This is a genomic window from Pedobacter sp. TM02, assembly GCF_059705275.1.
In genome coordinates this window covers 2,771,654-2,790,307 of sequence record NZ_AP046530.1, presented here as the reverse complement: position 1 = coordinate 2,790,307, position 18,654 = coordinate 2,771,654, and the positions used below count along the sequence as shown (strand labels likewise).

Here is an 18,654-nt window from a genome sequence, read left to right as displayed (position 1 = left end):
GAGTAATCAAAAATGAAAATTAAAACCGATGCTCGGATTGAATGAGTCGGTTGCAAAAGAGAACGTTTCGGTAGTTGGGATGCTCAACCCGTTTGATACGTCTTTAGGTTTTGTTTTGCGGTAGCTGGCCAATGGGAAGCTAAATTCGATAGCCCATTTTTTGGATGGAAAAAAGGCAAAGCCTGGTGATAGGGCCGCACCATAAGAAGTTAGTTTGTAATTGTCTTCCGAGCTGGAATTTATCGGCGCGCTATAAACAGAACGGTTAATCGCTTTGCCAAAACCAACGCCAAGGTTAAACTCGCCGAAAAATTTAAATTTATCAGCCACATCAACATATTTTCTTACAAAAGGTTCGATACTGAAGACATGTTGCTTACCCGTTTGCGTAGCCAAAATAATAGCAGAAGAAGCGGTATTTACTGTATTAACCGTCGATTTGCTATGAACATAGCCAGCTCCGAGACCAATGGTCAGGTTATCGGCTACAAAATAGCCGAAACGCGGCATGATGTTAAAAGCCTCTGCTTTTTGTTCGGTGCTAAAAGTTGGACTAGTGGAAACGATTTGGTTGTTTTTATTGGAAGTAAATCCAATTGAACCATTGATAAAGCTTTTTCCTTTTTCTGTTTGTGCGTTTGCGCCACAGGCCATAAGGCATAGCGCGGCCAGGATGAATAATTGAGGTTTCATTTGTGTGTTTTTGTGTTAACCAAGTTTAGGCATAAAAAACGAAAAACAACTATAGATGTAGTTGTTAAATCTTTAACTGCTTGTAAATCAGGTTAAAAATTTTCAACATGGCTTTAGCCTTTATCCACTAAGCTATAATGCGATACGATTTGGCCAAAGGTTATTTGACCGTGATTTTAATGGCCTTAAAGCCAAAATTTCCTTCGGTATCGGTGCCTTCCAGCCATGCGGTATAAGTGCCTTTGCGGTCGCTGGCAAAAAAGTGGGCGTTGGCTTCGCCGTTTTTATTGGTTACCAGGTTTGGCATCCAATACAAGGTAGACCGGAGGTCGGGGGTATGGGTAGCTTTGTTGGCTGCAGTATATTTCGGACTATAGAAAATCTTGTTGTCGCCATAGGGCAGAGGCTTATAGATATACATGTTGGCGGCTTTTTTGAGAAAGGGCCCCGAGCCGGTTTTGGTGGTTATTTCTATAAAGGCATATTCCGTTTCATCCATCGGATTTAAAAACTCCATGCGGTATCGACCTGCGTTTCGGGCGTGCTTCATAATCTCTATGCCTTGCACATCTTCGGCTGTATAATAGTCGAGGTAGTATTTGAGGTGTTGGTAATGTGCATCGGTAATGGGCCAATCAGAGGGCGAGTAGAAAAAATCTACATCAACCCCATCGATAACCAGTTTTACAAGGGCAAAGTTTACCATAAATTCTTTAATGTTGGTTTTGCGCCTGTAACCCATTCTAAAGCCTTTTACCTGTTCTTCCAATACATTGAGCAACGATTTTTTATTCAGTTTCTCCAAATCGGCTTCAGATAAGGTTTGGTCTGCCTCGCCTGGTCCATTTAGGTTTTTGGAGCTTTTGACTACTTTTTTGCCCGTTATTTTAACCTCGCGCAAGCCAATGCCGCCACCACGGTAGGTAGAGGCCTGTCTTTGGCTCGTCACCATTTGCTTGGTTACGCTATCCGTGGCTTCTGACATTGTTGCAAGGGGTACGATTGGAGCTGCAACGGTAATGGGCGGTCGTTTAAACTCGTTCATTTCTATACCTAAAGTACCTCGGTTGCCTTTGGCATTGAGCGCCTGGATCAAAAAAGACAGGCTATCCATCGCCGGAAAATTCCTGAACACAAATTCTCCCTTGTCGTTGGTTACCGTGTCCATAATCATAAAGCCTTTGCGGGTGCTCAGCAGGGTGATCTTTCCTTTGGCAATGGGCTTATTGGTAATGTTGGTGACTTTGCCGCTTACCGTAAATTCGCTTTCGGCCTTAAATGTTGGCTTTTTGTTCAGGTCCCACTGGTAACTCACCCAGCCTTGGGTAAGCATCAACGCATCGAGTTCTTCCTGCTGCTGCGGGTTTGATACATTGAAGTAATGGCCTGGATTTTCGATTTCGCCTTTCAGGTCGGAGCTCAGCAGCAGGTAATTTAAGATGTTCTGGTCGTTTAAGCTGTCTTTTTTTACCTGCCCGTCGTCAGTAACAGCTAAAGAAAAAGAACCTGCAATGGGCTTGCCACTTTGGTCGGTTATTTGAAGGTGGATCGGGATGCTGTCTCTCACCGCAAAACTTTGGTTGGGTGTGGTCATTTGTACCTTAAGCTCATCGTGGTGATTGATGAAGAAATTGCGTTCGTTCAGCGTTTGCTGCTGCTCGTTTTGAATTAAAATCTGGCACACACCGGTAGGGAAGATATTTTTGGGCACCCGAACAATTTTGTAGGTAGAATTGGGTTTGATTTTAGCCAGGAAACACAATACGCCTCTCGATTGGCCTAAAATGGTAAGTTCTTGGTTGGGCAGGTCTGAAAGGATAGAAATACTGATCGAATCGCTATTCAGGTTGTTGTTTAACCTGAGCGTAATGCCACTGGGCTGTGTTTTAGGCAAGGGCTGGCTGCCGTTGCCAATGGCCGATCTGTAATTGGCCATGTAAGTTTCGCCGGCTTTGGGCGTAAAATCAAAATAGCCCATTCCCATGCTGTTCGATTTGAATTTGGCCACTTTTTGTTGCTTGGAATCTACAATGTCGCCCTCTACAGTTGTGCCCTTGCCATTAATGTTGAGCGCCTTAAAGGCCAGCTTTTGCTGGCGTTCGGCAATCCAAGTGCCACCTTCGGGCAAAAACTGCAAGTCGATTAGCGGTTTTTTGTTGCTGTTTGTGGTATTGCTCCTTACATTTTGCACTTTTGCCGTTGCTGTGCTCGGACTGGCTGGTTGGGGCTCGGCGATATCCAAAATCTGGATTTCCTTTTTAAACAGAAAAGTGTCGCCAAAATTCTGCATCCAGTTGGTGTAGGCTCTAAAGGTGTAGATGCCGGGTTCGTATTTGTTGGGGTTGACGGCAAAACCAGCCCAGGTTAAGCCATATTGCGTAGGCAGACTCACGGTTTGGATCACCTGTCCTTTTTTATCGATGATGTCTGCATAAATCAAGGCGCTGGTTGTAGAATAATTAAGCAGACTGGCATTGATCAGGTAACCTTTAAACCAGATGGTATCGCCCATGGCATAAACCGGCTTGTCAAGCTGCATGTACAATTTTTCTCTGGGTACTGATTTGCGTACGCTGTCGTACTGTACCATTTCCTTGTATTTGGCTTGTTGGGCCTGGCCCGATAAACTGATGAAGAACAAGATAAAAGATAGGAGAAAACGGCTATGTTTGGTCATGGACTAACGAGCTAGGTATGAAGCTAAAATACAAAATCGTTTATGATTTTTTGATGAAGACCACAAATGGCTGCAAAACCTGGTAATGCCGTTGGTGAAGAACACTAACGACAGCGACCGGATTTTTGGCTTGGACTGAATAACACCAACCAAAGCCTGCGGGTTGCCCGGCAACTTAGCAAAGTCGCTGGCGGAGAAGACCAACGATGGCTTTAAACCCCAAGAGAATGCCTTTGCTGGTGTTCTTGATAAGCAAGTTGAGCAAAACTATTGCGAAGCAAACCTGTGAAATTTTTAAAATTTCGAAAGTTCAGCCCATGAAAAAGCCCTTCGCGAGATTTTTCCCGAAGGGCTTGATTTTAAAATATGTGGAGGCTTTTAGCTCGCTTTTTCGTTTAAGAAAACAAACTTATGGTCGAACATGTCGAGTTTGATTTTGCTTTCCTTGTCAACTGTTCCAGCCAAAATAGATTTAGACAATTCGTTTAATATCCTTTTTTGGATGACACGTTTTAACGGTCTGGCGCCAAATTGAGGGTCGTAGCCCAACTCGGCCAACCAATCGAGGGCTTCTTCGCTGGCCTCGAGGGTAATACCCATTTCGGCCAAGGTTTTTTGCACCTGTTTGAACTGTAGAGCCACAATATCCCTGATTTCGGTTCTGTTGAGTGGCGTAAACATGATCAGCTCGTCGATACGGTTCAAAAACTCCGGACGGATGGTTTGCTTCAAAAGCTCAAACAATTCACTTTTGGTTTTGGCAATCACCTCATCACGGTTTTCATCATTAAGGTTCTTAAAATTATCCTGGATCAGGTGCGAACCAATATTTGAAGTCATGATGATAATGGTATTCTTGAAGTTTACCACACGGCCTTTGTTGTCGGTTAAACGACCATCGTCAAGTACCTGCAACAAGATGTTGAATACATCTGGATGCGCTTTTTCAATCTCATCGAGCAATACCACCGAATAAGGTTTGCGCCTTACTGCTTCGGTTAGCTGTCCACCTTCATCGTAGCCTACATAGCCCGGAGGCGCTCCGATCAATCGCGAAACCGCATGTCTTTCCTGATACTCGCTCATGTCTATCCTGGTCATAGCATTTTCGTCGTTGAACAGGAACTCGGCCAAGGCTTTGGCCAACTCGGTTTTACCTACACCGGTGGTACCCAGAAAAATGAACGATCCGATAGGCTTGCGTTTGTCCTGCAAACCGGCACGTGAACGGCGGATGGCATCAGAAACGGCCTCGATGGCTTCTTCCTGACCAGCTACGCGTTTGTGCAGCTCATCTTCCAGGTGCAATAGTTTTTCGCGTTCGCTGGCTACCAATTTGGTAACCGGAATGCCGGTCCAACGGGCCACCACGCCTGCAATATCATCGGCAGTAACCTCTTCTTTCAGCATTCTGCTGTCGCTTTGCTGGCTTTCCAAATCGGCTTTGAGTTTTTCAACCTTATCTTGTGCCTCTTTGATTTTGCCATAACGGATTTCGGCTACGCGGCCATAATCGCCGGCGCGTTCGGCCTGTTCGGCTTCCAGCTTGTACTGCTCAATCTGCTCAATCTGATTGTTTACCGCATCCACCAAATCTTTTTCGCCTTGCCATTTGGCTTTAAACTCGTCGCGTTCGGCCGAAAGATTGGCGATTTCTGCTGAAAGCTCTTTTACTTTTTTATCGTCTTTTTCGCGTTTAATGGCTTCACGTTCAATTTCCAGGCGCATAATTTCGCGGTCTAAGGCATCTACGTGCTCAGGTACGCTGTCCATTTCCATACGCAGTTTAGAAGCCGCCTCATCCATCAGGTCGATGGCCTTGTCGGGCAAGAACCTATCGGCAATGTAGCGTTGCGACATTTCTACCGCGGCAATAATGGCTTCGTCTTTGATCCTTACCTTATGGTGGGTTTCGTAACGTTCTTTTAAGCCACGCAAAATAGAAATGGCATCTTGGGTATCAGGCTCTTCTACCATTACTTTTTGAAAACGACGCTCCAAAGCCTTGTCTTTTTCGAGGTATTTTTGGTACTCGTCGAGCGTAGTTGCACCAATGGCACGCAGTTCGCCACGCGCCAAGGCTGGTTTCAAGATGTTGGCGGCATCCATAGCGCCTTCGCCGCCACCTGCGCCAACCAAGGTGTGAATTTCGTCGATAAACAAAATGATATCGCCATCGCTTTGTGTTACTTCTTTCACAACGGCTTTTAAACGTTCCTCAAATTCGCCTTTGTATTTGGCGCCTGCAATCAAGGCACCCATATCTAAAGAGAATACGGTTTTCGATTTCAGGTTTTCGGGCACGTCGCCTTTAATGATCCTAAAGGCAATGCCTTCGGCAATGGCAGTTTTACCAACACCGGGTTCGCCAATCAGGATAGGGTTGTTTTTGGTACGGCGCGAAAGAATTTGGATTACACGCCTGATTTCTTCGTCGCGGCCAATTACCGGATCGAGCTTGCCGCTTTCGGCATACTCATTCAGGTTGCGGGCGTATTTGCTCAAAGCCTGGTAAGTGGCTTCGGCATTTTGGTCGGTTACCCGACTGTCGCCACGCAATTCGGTAATGGCCTTTTTAAGGTCTTTTTCGGTTACGCCCTGATCTTTCAATAGTTTGGAAGTCGAGTCGTTAACAGCCAAAATACCCAATAAAATATGTTCTACGGCCACAAACTCGTCTTTAAACTCTTTGAGGTACGACTGGGCTTTTTGCAGGGCCGAGTTGGCTCCTGACGACAGGTAAATATCGCCACCAGAAACCTTTGGTAATTTTTCTATAGCGGTGTTGAGGTTTTGTTCCAACACGTTAAGGTTCACATTCAGTTTCTTTAAAACATAAGAAACCACGTTTTCATCAACCGATAGCAGACCTTTTAACAGGTGTGCCGTTTCGATAGCTTGCTGTTGATTGCCTTGTGCTATTTCGGAAGCCTTTTGAATGGCCTCTTGTGCTTTAATGGTAAAGTTGTTGAAGTTCATGTTTCTTTTAAATCAAAACAAATGCCACTGCCGTTTTGCTTCACCAATCGGAAATTTTGTCGCTATGTTTTGGGGTTTGTTGACTAATTGTCTGTAAGTTAATGATTTATCCTGAAAAAATGTCTTGTTTTGTAATTTACCGAAGTTCTAGGCGATGATTTCCGGCCGGAAGCCTGATGGGTTGCGCTTTGATGGGTTTGCCGTTTAGGTAGACTGTTTGTGTTATAGCTACCGGAATATCAACGCTTGCCGTTGCATTGGCCGGGACCACAAAATGATAGGTGAGCAGTTGCCCTTTCTTCTCCCATCCCGATACGATTTGGCCATAAGGGCCACGGTGCGTGGCCTCAAAGCTTTCCAATCCCTCAACCACCTGTGGCCGCAACAAAATATGCTTAAAGCCCGGCTGCGTTTCGTCGGGTTTAATGCCCCCAAGCGATTTATACCACCAGGCACCGATTTCGCCAAACATGATGTGGTTGAGCGAGATATCATTTTTCGATTGGATATTCCAGTTTTCGTACAGGGTAGTGGCTCCGTTTTCAATCCACCAGCCCCAGCTCGGAAAGGTTCGCTGACTGGCCAATTTATAGGCCACCTCGCCAAAGCCGTTGTCGCTCAAGGCCGATAGGATGGCTTTCGTACCTAGCAGACCCACATCTAGGTGGAAGTTGTCTGCAGCTACGCGTTTGGCCAGATTTTCGGCCACGCGGTGCTTCAGGTTGTCGGGAACCAAGCCCCAAAATAAAGGTACGCTCAGTTCGGTTTGCAGCCCTGACCCATACAAGCCTGTAGTTTGGTTGAGGTATTTGGCATTAAAGGCGTTTTTAATTTTGCGCGCGAGGTTCGAATAATATTGGTAATCGGCAGTTTTGCCCAGAATTTTTGCCGTTTTGGCCAAAATCAGCGCATCGGCGTAGTAATAGCAGGTAGAAGTCAACTCAACAGGAGATACCGATTTCACAGGCACCCAATCGCCCAAGCCCCAGGTGGTTAGACCACTAGGATAGGTTTCGTTGATGTGGTTTACATAACGGCGGATATTTTCGTAGTTGTCGTTCAGGATTTTGGGGTCGCCGTAAAACAGGTAAATGTTCCAGGGGATAATGGCAATGGTACTCGTCCAATCGGGCCCGTTGCCCCATTCGTAGCCCCAACCATCGGTGGGGATAATGGAGGGTAAAACCCCATTGGGCTGTTGTTCATCGCGGTGGTCGGCCAGCCATTTTTCGTAAATGGTAATGCCGTCAAAGCCGTACAATCCGGTTTCTATGGCAATTTGCGCATCCCCTGTCCAGCCGTTTTTCTCGCGTTGCGGACAATCGGTCGGGTAGCCAAAAAGATTGGAGAGGTAAGAGTTGTTGGTGGCAAACTGTAGCTTTTCGATCAAAGGGTCGCTGGCTTTGATGCTCCCTGCCACGGGTACGTCGCTGTGCATAAAATAGCCTAACAAATCTTCTTTGGCCAATTGGATAGGGGCATTGCTGGTAACTTCCACATATTGAAAACCCTTGTAATTGAAATGGGGCATAAAGCTTTGCTCGCCTTTGCCGTTTAAAATGAGGATATCGGTTTGAAACGGGTCTTTATCGTCGGTAGGCCGGTAATGCACATCGATGTTAGACAAGTCGACATGCCCATTTGGGTAAAGTCTTTCGCCATGTTTGAGCTTAACTATGGTGCCGGCAGGGCCATGCAGTTTAATTTTGCTTACGCCCGAAATATTGCGACCCAAATCGAAAACATAAGTGGTATCGTCCAGTTTTTTGAGACTGATGGCCTTGATTTCTTCTACGTTGCGTACCGGATGCATGGCTTGGGCCACAATTTGCGAGGAGGGTGCAGATCGGAAAATGACGTTTTTCCATTTATTGTCGTCGAAACCAACAGTATTCCAACCCGCTTGTTCCAAACGCGAATCGTAATGTTCGGCGGTATAGATGCTGTTGAAAATGATAGGGCTGAGGTCGGTTTTCCAGTCTTTGCCCGATTTGATGGTTTCTACGCTGCCATCGGTATAGGTAATCCTTAAATCCAGGCAAAACGTAGGCCTGTTGCGCCAAGGCGCACGGTCAAAATACCATACCGCGGTTGATTGATGATTGTACCAGCCATTGCCTAGCAACACGCCAATGGCATTTTTTCCTTGCCGAAGCTGTGGGGTTACATCGTAGGTTACGTATAAATTCCTCCGGTCGAAACGTGTGTACATGGGGTCGAGCCTATGGTTGCCCACCTTCTCACCATTTAATGAAAGTTCGTATAAGCCTGCAGCCACAATGTAGGCCCTGGCCGATCTGATTTGCTTTTTGGTCTCGAAAACCTTCCTGAAATAGGGGGCGGGTTTAAGCTTGATCTGCTCATTGTCGGCAATCCAGGCACCTTGCCAGTTTTTAGGGTTCATCATGCCCATTTCGAAGCTGGCTATTTTTGCAGCACCTGATTTCTTCTGGTGCTGGTCGGCAATATCAACCCGCCAATAATACTTAGTAAAAGGTTTTAGTTGCGGGCCCGAATAAGATTTGAGCTGTGCGTTGGTTTGTAACCACCCGGTAGTCCAGGTATTGGCTTTACCTTGTGCCAAAGCCAAGGAGTCGGTACCTAGCATTAACCTGAAGGCCGTTTGCTTGGCGCCGGTTCTGGTGTCGGCCATTTGCCAGGTAAAACGTGGATTGGGATTGTCTAATCCAATCGGATTAATCAGATATTCTGTTTTTAGCGCAGTTGTGGCAAAGGGTTGTGCATAAGCGTTGGCCATAAAGCCGAGAAAAGTAAGCAGCAGGAGAGTACGGAGGAATCTTGACGACATGACAGTAGGTTTAATTTACAACTAAGGTATTAAAATTTATGTTTGACAGGTAGATTATCCCGAACAACTAAGAATTTAGATTAAAAATCTTATATTGAAGTGCTTAACTATTAACGATATGAAAAAGCGTCTCTTGCTGCAGGTATTTGTTGCCGCTGCTTTTATCGCGCTGTCTGGCTTTTTGCTCAAAGACGACGGGCCGTTAAACTCCTTTATCGAAAAGCTTGAACAGTATACCAACAGAAATCCGCAAGAAAAAGTGCATCTGCACCTGGATAAACCTTATTACAGCATCGGAGAAGACATCTGGTTCAGTGCCTATGTGGTTAATGCCGAAGAAAACAAACTGTCGCTTTTGAGCAAGGTGCTTTATGTAGACATCATTGATGAGCGAGGAAAGGTTAAAAAAACACAGGTGCTTCCTTTGGAAAACGGGTTGAGCAATGGCCATATCGATCTTTCTGATACCACGTTTAGGGCTGGAACCTATCAACTAAGAGCATACACCAATTGGATGCGCAATTTTGACGATGCCTTTTTGTTCAGGAAAGAAATCAATATTGGCGATGCCCTTCACGACAAAGTAATGGTTGATACCAAATTTGAGCTGAACCCAAGCTCAAACGGCACCGCATTAAAGGCTACGCTCAGCTATTCCAATTTTGACAACGAGCCCGAAATCAATAAGGAAGTGAGCTATAACCTGGTTTACGGAGACGATAAATTGTTTAGCGGTACGGGAAGAACCGACAGCAAAGGTACAATTACGGTAAACTATAACCTTAAAAAGGACTATACGCTTAACAAACTGTTGCTCAATACGGTGTTTAACAAAAACGACGTCATTAAAGTAACCAAAACTGTTGCAGTGGTAAGCCAAGCCAAAACAATCGACCTGCAGTTTTTTCCGGAAGGCGGAAATTTGGTCGACGGAATCCGTTCAAAAGTGGCTTTCAAAGCGATTAACGAAAACGGAATGGGTACGGCTGTTGAAGGCTATGTAGAAGATAATGATGGCAAAAAAGTAGCGGCCATCAATACAACACATTTGGGCATGGGACTTTTTGCGTTTATGCCAGTGGCAGGGCAACAATATCAGGCGGTTATTGTGAAAGACGGCGAGCAGAAACGCTTTCGGTTGCCACCGGCCATGGCTACTGGCTATGTCCTGAACATGAACCATCTGGACGATGAAAACTTGCTATTGCGCATCAATTGCTCGCCAGCGTTGGTCCAAGATAGGGAGGTGGTTGTGGTAGCCCAATCAAACGGCATGATCAAATACACCGCCAAGATCAAGCTGGATAGGGAGTCGGTTTCTTCCAGGTTGCCTAAAAACATGTTTTCTGAAGGCATTGTGCAGTTCACGCTTTTTACAGCCAACATGTCTCCCTTGGCAGAGCGGTTGGTATTTATACATCGGAATGATAGCCTTAATGTTAAGGTGAGTACGCCCAAAGCAAGCTATGGCAAAAGAGAGCAAGTTAACCTTGCGTTGCATGTTGAAGATACCCAGGCGAAAGGAGAAGTGGGCAGCTTCTCGGTATCGGTGGTAAACCAAGACAAAGTGAACCAGGTAGAAGATAACGAGACCACCATTTTGTCTAACCTGTTGCTGACCTCCGATTTAAAGGGAAACATAGAAAAACCCAACTATTATTTTACAGCCATCGATGCGGCCAAGATCAGAGACCTTGACCTGCTGATGCTTACCCAGGGCTGGCGCAGGTTTAAATGGAGCGATGTGATGCAGCCAGAAGGCCAAGCCCATTTCAAGTTTAATACCGAGTCCAGTTTTGCCATCCACGGTACCATTGTTAACCTCAGCAATAAGCCCATTCCTTATGGCAAGATCAACCTGTTTGTGCCGAGCACCCTGCTGCTGATCGATACAGTAGCCGATGCCAATGGGCGTTTTGTGTTCGACGATTTGGTTTTTCCGGATAGTACCACGGTGATTTTGCGCGCTAAAAATGCCAAAGACCGCAATAATGCGCAGATCTTGATCGATAACAGGGTAGGATTCGCCAGTGCGACTGCGCCTAGAACCGATGACGCAAAAGATGCCGTATTTGTAAGCTACCTCGCTGCCGCGCAGCAAAGGTTTGGCGAAATGGGCAAATATGGTTTAATTAATGGGCGCATTTTGCTCAAGCCGGTAGAAATCAAGACATCCAGAAATCCGCCTATCTATAAATCAGCACTTCCGACCATCAGTCCGCCAGATTATACCATTACCCCAGATAAGCTCCAGTCTTCCACCAATGTGCTCAACTTTTTTACGGGCATGGCTGGGATAACGGTGAGAAGCAATATCATTTACGGCCGCAGAAAAGGTACCGAGGGGCCTATGTTGCTGCTGTTAGACGGAAGGCCAATTAAAGACGCCACCATGATTGACCCGAGTACTTTGGCCGGCATACAGATTATTAGGGCCGGCGCTTATTCATCAGGCATAGGACTGAATTTGCAAGAACCTATTGATGCAGTAGTGGATGGCCCGCAATATAAGGGCCTCACCAACATCATGAGCTCAGCTTATGGAATTGTCTTTTTTACCACCGATTGGAGGGCCAAAGCAAAACCAGCTTTGGGTTTAAGCAGGCTAAAAACCGGCTATACCCTAACCAAGGAATTTTATGCGCCGGCCTACGATGTGCCTGGCCAGCATAGGGAAATGGCCGACCTGAGGTCGACCATTTACTGGAAGCCCGATTTGATTACTGACGAAAAGGGCAATGCCAGCCTCAAGTTTTTTACCGCCGACGAAGCGGGCAAATACCTGGTTACTTTAGAGGGTGTAGCCTTGAGCGGACAACTGGTAAGAAAGCGCTACAGCTTTACGGTAAAATAAAAAAAGCCCCTCAAAAATCGAGGGGCTTTTAAGCTTATTTAGGCTTGGCTATTAGCCCAGCACTTCTTTTAGTCTTTTGGTTTGGTGGTCTGCCAGTTTTTGCAACGGACCGGCGGCCAACATTTTCATCATCATGTTCAAATCGGCCGAAATGATGTGTTTGGCTGTCGTGCCCCCATTTGCATTGGGTGCTACTGTCCACTTCAGTTCTACATCAAAAGGTGCTTTTTCTGAAGGAACAGCCACAATTTCGCTGTTAGGGATGCGGTTAGAAATTTTGATGGCCAATTTTGCCATGTTTTGGATGGTAAAACTCGCTTCATCGGCTGTAGACGACCAATTATAGATGTTTTCGGGCATTAACTGTTGGTGATTATTCAAATCTTCCAAAAAATTATAAACCTTGTCTATAGGCAAATCTAGTTCAACGGTACTTTCAATAATGGTCATAAGTATGTTTTTCTTTGAGGTCTCGAAAATCGTACCAAATTTGTTATTCTGCGTCAATGGCAATGTCTTTGCCCCAGGTTGCCGGGGTTTCGCGCCATTTGTTCAATAAATTGATTTCGTTTTGGGCAATGAAACCGTGCTCGGCTGCATAGCTGATCAACGTAGGATAGTTAGATAAGGTGGAATAACGGCATTTGGCATCGGCAAAATTTTGGTCGGCCTGGTCAAATCCATAAGTGAAAATAGCCACTAAACCCGCTACCGACAAACCGGCAGCACGCAACGCCTCTACAGCCTGCAGGCTGCTTTTGCCAGTAGAAATCAAATCTTCGATAACTACTACGCGTTGGCCTTCAATAATTTCGCCCTCAATCAAACTTCCAGTGCCATGTTCTTTGGCTTTAGAACGTACATAGATGAAAGGAAGGCCCAGCTCTTGGGCAACCAAAACACCTTGCGGAATTCCGGCAGTAGCCACACCTGCAATCACATCAACTGCACCATATTCTTCTTGGATCAGTTGCGCAAGCTTTTGGCGGATGTAGGTTCTAACAGCAGGATGCGACAATGTAATTCTGTTATCGCAATAAATAGGAGATTTCCAACCCGAGGCCCATGTAAATGGATTATTAGGTTGTAATTTAATTGCTTTAATTTGTAATAAAAATTCAGCTACCTTTAATTCAATATCACTTTTATTATACATGGCCCAAAAATACAGAATTTATATCAACGATAACACCTTGTTTATTGCAGATACTGTACCCAGACAAATAGATAAAATACAACAGCTTGATACAGAGTATTTTGATTTTCCAACATTTTATAGAAACCTCAAACTGAGCAAGCAGAAAAACTATGTACTGATCAGCAAAAGGCCGAAGGAACTTTTTCAGTCCATCAAGAAAAAGCTAACCATAATCAAGGCGGCTGGCGGATTGGTAGAGAATGCCAACGGCGAATTTTTATTTATTTTCAGAAATAAAAAGTGGGATTTGCCAAAGGGAAAGGTAGAAAAAGAAGAAAAAATCAAAACTGCAGCCGTAAGGGAAGTAGAAGAAGAATGTGGCGTTAAAATAGAAAGGCGCGATGAACGGCTTTGCAAAACCTATCACGTTTATGAGTTAGGCAATAAGCTGATCCTTAAACGTACCAGCTGGTATAAAATGTGGGTAAAAGGCGCACCTAAACTCGTGCCGCAAAAAGACGAAGGCATCACCAGCGCTGTTTGGGTCAATCCCTTGGGCATTCAGGGCAAGATCAAAAATACCTATCCTTTGATTTTGGATGTGCTGAAGGCAGAAAACCTGATTTAAAATTAATTGGCTATTTAGCTTTAAGCGGCGCTGCCTACAAGAATTTCAAGGCCTCTTGAGGCACGAAAGGAGCCACATTGCCTTTGTTGCGCAAAATATCGCGAACAATGGTAGAACTAATAGCCGAAAACTCGGGTTTGCTGAGCAGCAAGATGGTTTCTACCTCGGGCATCATGGTTTGGTTGATTTGGGCAATGGCACGCTCATATTCGAAATCGGCGGCCGAACGTATGCCCCTGATCATGTATTTAGCCTTAATTTTGGCGCAAAAATCAACCGTCAATCCTTCGTAAAGCTGTACTTCTACATGGCTTGCCGATTGAAAAACGGTTTTGACGATTTCTTCCCTTTTTTCGGCCGACAAAAAGTTCTGCTTCGAGCTGTTCAGACCAATACCTACCACAATGCGGTCAAACAGGGGCATTGCCCTCTTCAAAATATCGACATGAGCAATGGTAATCGGATCGAATGAACCCGGAAATAGCGCTATTTTCATATTCAAATATATCAATTGTTAACGAATGGGAAAGATTTGGCTGTGTAGAAATTACAGCGGTCAAATAACAGGGTCGAAAAAACTGAAGGAAGAATTGCCGTATTTTCTGGTGTGCGAATAGCCGGGCTGCTGTTCCAATTTAAGCAGCGGCGGATGCTCAACAATAAACACGCCGTTGGTTTTGAGCAATTGGTTTTGAGCTACCAGTTGTGGCAACAGCGGAATATTGGGCAAATCGTAGGGCGGATCGGCAAAAATAATGTCATAGCGGTTGTGCTCTTGCGCCAGGTATTTGAAGGCATCGGCTTTTTGTGCATCAATTTCGCTAAGGTTGTATTTTTCGGCAACCGACTTGATCCAAGCTACGCAACCCGGGTGCTTGTCAACGGTTCTCACTTCCTTAATGCCACGTGAGGCAAATTCGATGCTTACGCTACCTGTACCGCTAAAAAGGTCGAGTACAGCGCATTCTTCAAAATCGTAAGTGTTGTGCAGGATGTTGAACAGCGCTTCTTTGGCCATGTCTTTGGTTGGCCTTACCGGGAGTTTGGCAGGTGCGTTCAGCTGTATGCCCTTTAATTTTCCGCCTATTATTCGCATTGATCTAGCGCTAGTAAATTGCTATAGTAATGGCTCGGCATGTCGTCAAGGATGCTTTGATCCAGTTCAGGTTGTCCGTTAACAAATTGAAGCTGTGCAAAATATTTAGCCAGGCAATTGTAGCGTTCATCGCCTTCATGCACAATGCCACTCAAAAACAGCGGTGTTTCTTTTGGTTCAATGCCAAGCTGGTTGATGATGAGCAAGAGATAATAGTTGAACTCGTCGAGATTGTCGATTTCATAGTTTTGCTGAAAAACTACCTGTTTGTTTTTGAGGTAAAGCACCTGAAAAGAGCTGGCCGTAAAATCAATCAGTAAGCCGGTTTCTCCAATATTTTGGGCTAAAGCCAGCAGCCCAGCATCCAGGGTAAATAATTGGCTCAGGTTAAAGCTGTTCAGGGTATCTTCGGCGGTTTTGGAGAGGGCAAAAACGGTGGTAAATCCAAAATGGCTATGGGCCTGCTGGTAGAGGCTGCCGGTATGCGAACCGATAAAATAAGGCGTATGGTTGGCCAAAAGCTGTTCGCTATACAGCTCGTTCGGAACCGCAATGACATTGGGGGTATGTACAGCCACTTTTACCTTTTGATAGGGCAAGGTCAGGTAATGGTCGGTTTTTAAACGGTCGCTCAGTTTTTGGAGCCCATTTTCGCATTCCTGTTCGTCAAAAACAGCATTTACTTGTTGGGTTTCCTTATTAACGATGGCATAAGAAAAACTATCCTGGCCTACTTTGATCAATAAATTACAGGCCGATACCTTAGCGGGATCAAAATTGGGATCGATTAATAAAATGCTGTTGCTGCTGTTCATGTACAGGCAAAAATAATTCTTTTTTCTATATGATGCGGTTTAAATTTTTGGCGAAAAGGGGGGCGGCTTATTTTGATCCAGCGCCTGCCTAAAACCTTGTCTGCAGATAAACGATAATGTTCAAATAAATTATTAGATAAATTTAACCGGTTTCTGCCAATACGGTTGCATCTTTGCTAAATGGATAAAGCCCATTTCATCGCCCAGTCATATCCTTTCGAGCCAACCGACGAACAATTGGTGTTTTGCACCAAGGCCAGTGCTTTTTTGGACGATCGGCGTACCGAGAAATGCTTCGTGCTGCGTGGTTATGCCGGTACGGGAAAAACCACTTCGGTGGCGGCTTTGGTCAAAGCCTTGCCCCAGTTCAGGTTAAATGTGGTGCTGTTGGCGCCTACGGGCAGGGCAGCCAAGGTAATCAGCTCGTATACCCAAAAAAAGGCGTTGACCATCCATAAAAAAATCTATCGTAAAAAAAGCGCCGTCAGCACCGAAATGGCTTTTCAGCTGGCGCCCAACCTGGCCAAAAACACTTTGTTTATTGTAGATGAGGCCTCAATGATTGCCGACGAATGGAACCAACAAAACGGATCTTCGTTTTTGAGGGATTTGATCGAGTTTGTTTATCAACCTGGTGCCGATGGGAAAGACAAAAACTGCTCGCTGCTGTTTGTTGGCGATACGGCCCAGTTGCCCCCTGTAGGCAGCATCGATAGCCCGGCACTGAACGAAAAATACCTGAGCGACAATTTTCACCTTCACGTGGTTGCCGTAGAGTTGAAAGAAGTGGTGCGGCAAGAGAAAAAATCTGGTATTTTGGCCAATGCCACCATGTTGCGCAAGCTGATCAACAAATATAGCGAAGCACCAAAGGTTTTGCCTAAGTTCATTACCAAAAATTACAAGGACATTTTTAGCATGACGGGCATAAAAATGGTGGAGGGCCTGGAATATGCCTATAGCAAATTCGGTCTGGAAAATACCTTGGTGGTTTGCCGTTCCAATAAATCGGCCAACGTATACAACAACCAGATCAGGAGCCGCTTGCTTTACCGCGACGAAGAGTTGAGCGGTGGCGATCAGCTGATGGTGGTACGCAATAATTATTTTTGGTTGCCTGATAACCAGGAAACGGCTTTTATTGCCAATGGCGATATGGCCAAAGTCATCAGGGTGCGTAGGGAGGAGGAGCGCTACGGCTTGAGGTTTGCAGAAGTACAGCTGGAGTTTTTGGATTTTCAGGAGGTGGGCAGCGTCAGTTGCAAGGTTATCCTAGATACCCTGCAAGCCGAAACGCCTAATTTGCCTTATTCGCAAAGCAAGCAGCTTTTTGAAGGACTGATGCTCGATTATGAGCACATCAGCAACAGAAAAGAAAAAATGGAAGCCATTAAGCAAGATCCTTACTACAATGCCTTACAGATCAAGTTTGCCTATGCTGTAACCTGCCATAAGGCGCAAGGTGGCCAATGGGATGCCGTTTTTGTTGACCAAGGCTATTTAACTGACGATATGGTAGACATGGATTTTTTGCGCTGGCTGTATACCGCCGTAACCAGGGCAAAAAAAGAGCTGTTTCTGGTTAATTTCTCCCCCAAACTTTTTGCCACGCAGCAAGACACAGATTAGGCCAGTGGCAGCAGGATCCTAAAGGTGGTGCCTTTGTTTTCTTCGCTTTTCATGAGCAACTTGCCCTCGTGCTGAGCAATGATGCGCTGAGAGATGTGGAGGCCCAAACCCACCGATTTTTCGCCCTTTAGGCCGGTACGCCCAGCCTTAGAAAACTGATCGAAAATATGGTGCTGCAGTTTTTTCGGAATGCCTATTCCATAATCAATAATGGCAATGCATACGCTTTGCTTATGTATGCTGAGCTCGATGTCAAGCGGTTGCTCAGGGTCTGAAAATTTGAGTCCGTTGCTGATCAGGTTGTCTATCGCCCGCTCCATTTTAGAACGGTTGATATGGGCAAAAGCAGTTTCGTTGGCTCCCGCAAAGTTGAGGATTCTTTGCTGATTGGCTCTCCATTTTTCTAAGATAGACCGTACAAAAGGCACAACGGCCAGGCGCTCGGTGTGCATGGTGGTTTGGTCTAATTTGGCCGCTTCAATCAGGTCGTTAATGATTTCTTTGGCCTGATGGGCTGCGGTCGAAATCATCTTGGCTTCATTGTGCTGTTTGTCTTCGGCCAGCAACAGCTTGCTCAATGTTTCGATGTTGTTTAACGGATTTCTGAGGTCGTGTGCCACAAAAGCCAAAATTTCGCTCTTTTGGGTATTCAGATGTTGTATTTCCAGGTTTTTTTCTTCCAATTGCCTTAGCCTTACAAAGTGCATCGACTTGAAATAGTAGCTGTATCTTGAAAAGCCCATCAAGATAAAACCTAAAATAAAAGCCGCAATCACGTTCATGATTTTTTCCTGAGAAGTAATTTTGGGCAATACCATGCTTAGGATAAACACGATTACCACTAAAATGGCAATGGCTAAAATTTCGCGGTATTCGATGGCAAAAAACAGGCTTACGCTTACAATGCCAATCAAAAACATGGTCAGCGTGTTTTTGGTGTTGTGTAACGAAACGGTATAGCTTACTCCAAAAGAGATCAGCAACACAAAAATAATGAAGCAGATGGTAAGCAATCGCCGGTGCACAATGGTCCATTTGGCCGATTGGAGGGCGATGGTACTGAGCAGGTAAAAGACAAATGCACCCGATAGCTGTATCCAGTTGCCCAAAGAGTGTTCGGCATAATTCTCTATCTTGATCATGTCGGCATAAAAAACAAGGCTGGTTATCCTCGAACAAAAAGCAATGATGAAAATGATCATGCTCAGTACCTTAATTTGCCTCAAATTGGCCAAACTATAGAATTGCTTAAATGCAGCAGCGAATCTTTGTGGTGTCTTATACGTAAAAAAGGTTAGCAAATGACAACAGTTAGGGAATCCAAAAGTACAAAAAA

13 protein-coding genes are annotated in these 18,654 nt (G+C 45.2%); 3 read left to right on the top strand and 10 right to left on the bottom strand.

All coding sequences use genetic code 11. The features are described from left to right. Positions 1-6: 6 nt before the first annotated feature. From AC6H1S_RS11860 to AC6H1S_RS11845, 4 genes are all read right to left on the bottom strand, one after another. Positions 7-693 carry an autotransporter outer membrane beta-barrel domain-containing protein gene (locus AC6H1S_RS11860; protein ID WP_199139068.1) on the bottom strand — a complete coding sequence of 229 codons (687 nt, stop codon included), beginning with the start codon at positions 691-693 and terminating at the stop codon, positions 7-9. Positions 694-853: 160 nt separating this feature from the next. Further along, the gene (locus AC6H1S_RS11855; RefSeq protein ID WP_497563741.1) at positions 854-3,370 is read right to left on the bottom strand and encodes a carboxypeptidase-like regulatory domain-containing protein; all 2,517 of its coding nucleotides are present in this window, start codon (positions 3,368-3,370) and stop codon (positions 854-856) included. Between the two features lie 378 nt (positions 3,371-3,748). Next, positions 3,749-6,349 (bottom strand): ATP-dependent chaperone ClpB, encoded by a 2,601-nt coding sequence (gene clpB, locus AC6H1S_RS11850; RefSeq protein ID WP_497563740.1) that lies wholly within the window; start codon positions 6,347-6,349, stop codon positions 3,749-3,751. 136 nt (positions 6,350-6,485) lie between these two features. Continuing rightward, positions 6,486-9,158, bottom strand: a complete 2,673-nt coding sequence (locus AC6H1S_RS11845; RefSeq protein WP_497563739.1) for an alpha-L-rhamnosidase — start codon at positions 9,156-9,158, stop codon at positions 6,486-6,488. A gap of 118 nt (positions 9,159-9,276) precedes the next feature. Between AC6H1S_RS11845 and AC6H1S_RS11840 the strand changes: the two genes are divergently transcribed. After that, entirely contained in the window at positions 9,277-12,012 is a 2,736-nt protein-coding gene (locus AC6H1S_RS11840; protein WP_497563738.1) for a carboxypeptidase-like regulatory domain-containing protein, read from the top strand. Between the two features lie 51 nt (positions 12,013-12,063). Here the strand turns inward: AC6H1S_RS11840 and AC6H1S_RS11835 are convergent, their stop codons facing one another. After that, positions 12,064-12,462, bottom strand: a complete 399-nt coding sequence (locus AC6H1S_RS11835) for an SRPBCC family protein (protein ID WP_199139078.1) — start codon at positions 12,460-12,462, stop codon at positions 12,064-12,066. A gap of 43 nt (positions 12,463-12,505) precedes the next feature. Then, complete coding sequence (gene pyrE / locus AC6H1S_RS11830; RefSeq protein WP_233165778.1) at positions 12,506-13,168, bottom strand: orotate phosphoribosyltransferase; 663 nt, start codon at positions 13,166-13,168, stop codon at positions 12,506-12,508. On the opposite strand from pyrE, the gene AC6H1S_RS11825 reads away from it, so the two are divergent. After that, positions 13,167-13,778, top strand: coding sequence for an NUDIX hydrolase (locus AC6H1S_RS11825; protein ID WP_199139080.1), 612 nt, complete (start codon positions 13,167-13,169; stop codon positions 13,776-13,778). The two genes, pyrE and AC6H1S_RS11825, sit on opposite strands and share 2 nt — an antisense overlap. 34 nt (positions 13,779-13,812) lie before the next feature. Here AC6H1S_RS11825 and coaD read toward each other — a convergent pair whose 3' ends face one another. The 3 genes from coaD to AC6H1S_RS11810 are packed head-to-tail and all read right to left on the bottom strand — an operon-like array spanning position 13,813 to position 15,689. After that, positions 13,813-14,274, bottom strand: a complete 462-nt coding sequence (gene coaD, locus AC6H1S_RS11820; protein ID WP_199139082.1) for a pantetheine-phosphate adenylyltransferase — start codon at positions 14,272-14,274, stop codon at positions 13,813-13,815. Positions 14,275-14,334: 60 nt separating this feature from the next. Further along, positions 14,335-14,874, bottom strand: coding sequence for an RsmD family RNA methyltransferase (locus AC6H1S_RS11815; RefSeq protein ID WP_497563737.1), 540 nt, complete (start codon positions 14,872-14,874; stop codon positions 14,335-14,337). Beyond that, entirely contained in the window at positions 14,865-15,689 is an 825-nt protein-coding gene (locus AC6H1S_RS11810; protein WP_199139086.1) for a DUF3822 family protein, read from the bottom strand. The genes AC6H1S_RS11815 and AC6H1S_RS11810 overlap by 10 nt, the downstream gene beginning before the upstream one ends. A 180-nt stretch (positions 15,690-15,869) precedes the next feature. Here AC6H1S_RS11810 and AC6H1S_RS11805 point away from each other — a divergent pair, with 180 nt between their 5' ends. Then, complete coding sequence (locus AC6H1S_RS11805; RefSeq protein ID WP_199139088.1) at positions 15,870-17,318, top strand: ATP-dependent DNA helicase; 1,449 nt, start codon at positions 15,870-15,872, stop codon at positions 17,316-17,318. Here the strand turns inward: AC6H1S_RS11805 and AC6H1S_RS11800 are convergent. After that, on the bottom strand, positions 17,315-18,520 hold the full coding sequence (locus AC6H1S_RS11800) for a sensor histidine kinase (protein ID WP_497563736.1): 1,206 nt from the start codon (positions 18,518-18,520) through the stop codon (positions 17,315-17,317). The two genes, AC6H1S_RS11805 and AC6H1S_RS11800, sit on opposite strands and share 4 nt — an antisense overlap. Positions 18,521-18,654 lie beyond the last annotated feature (134 nt).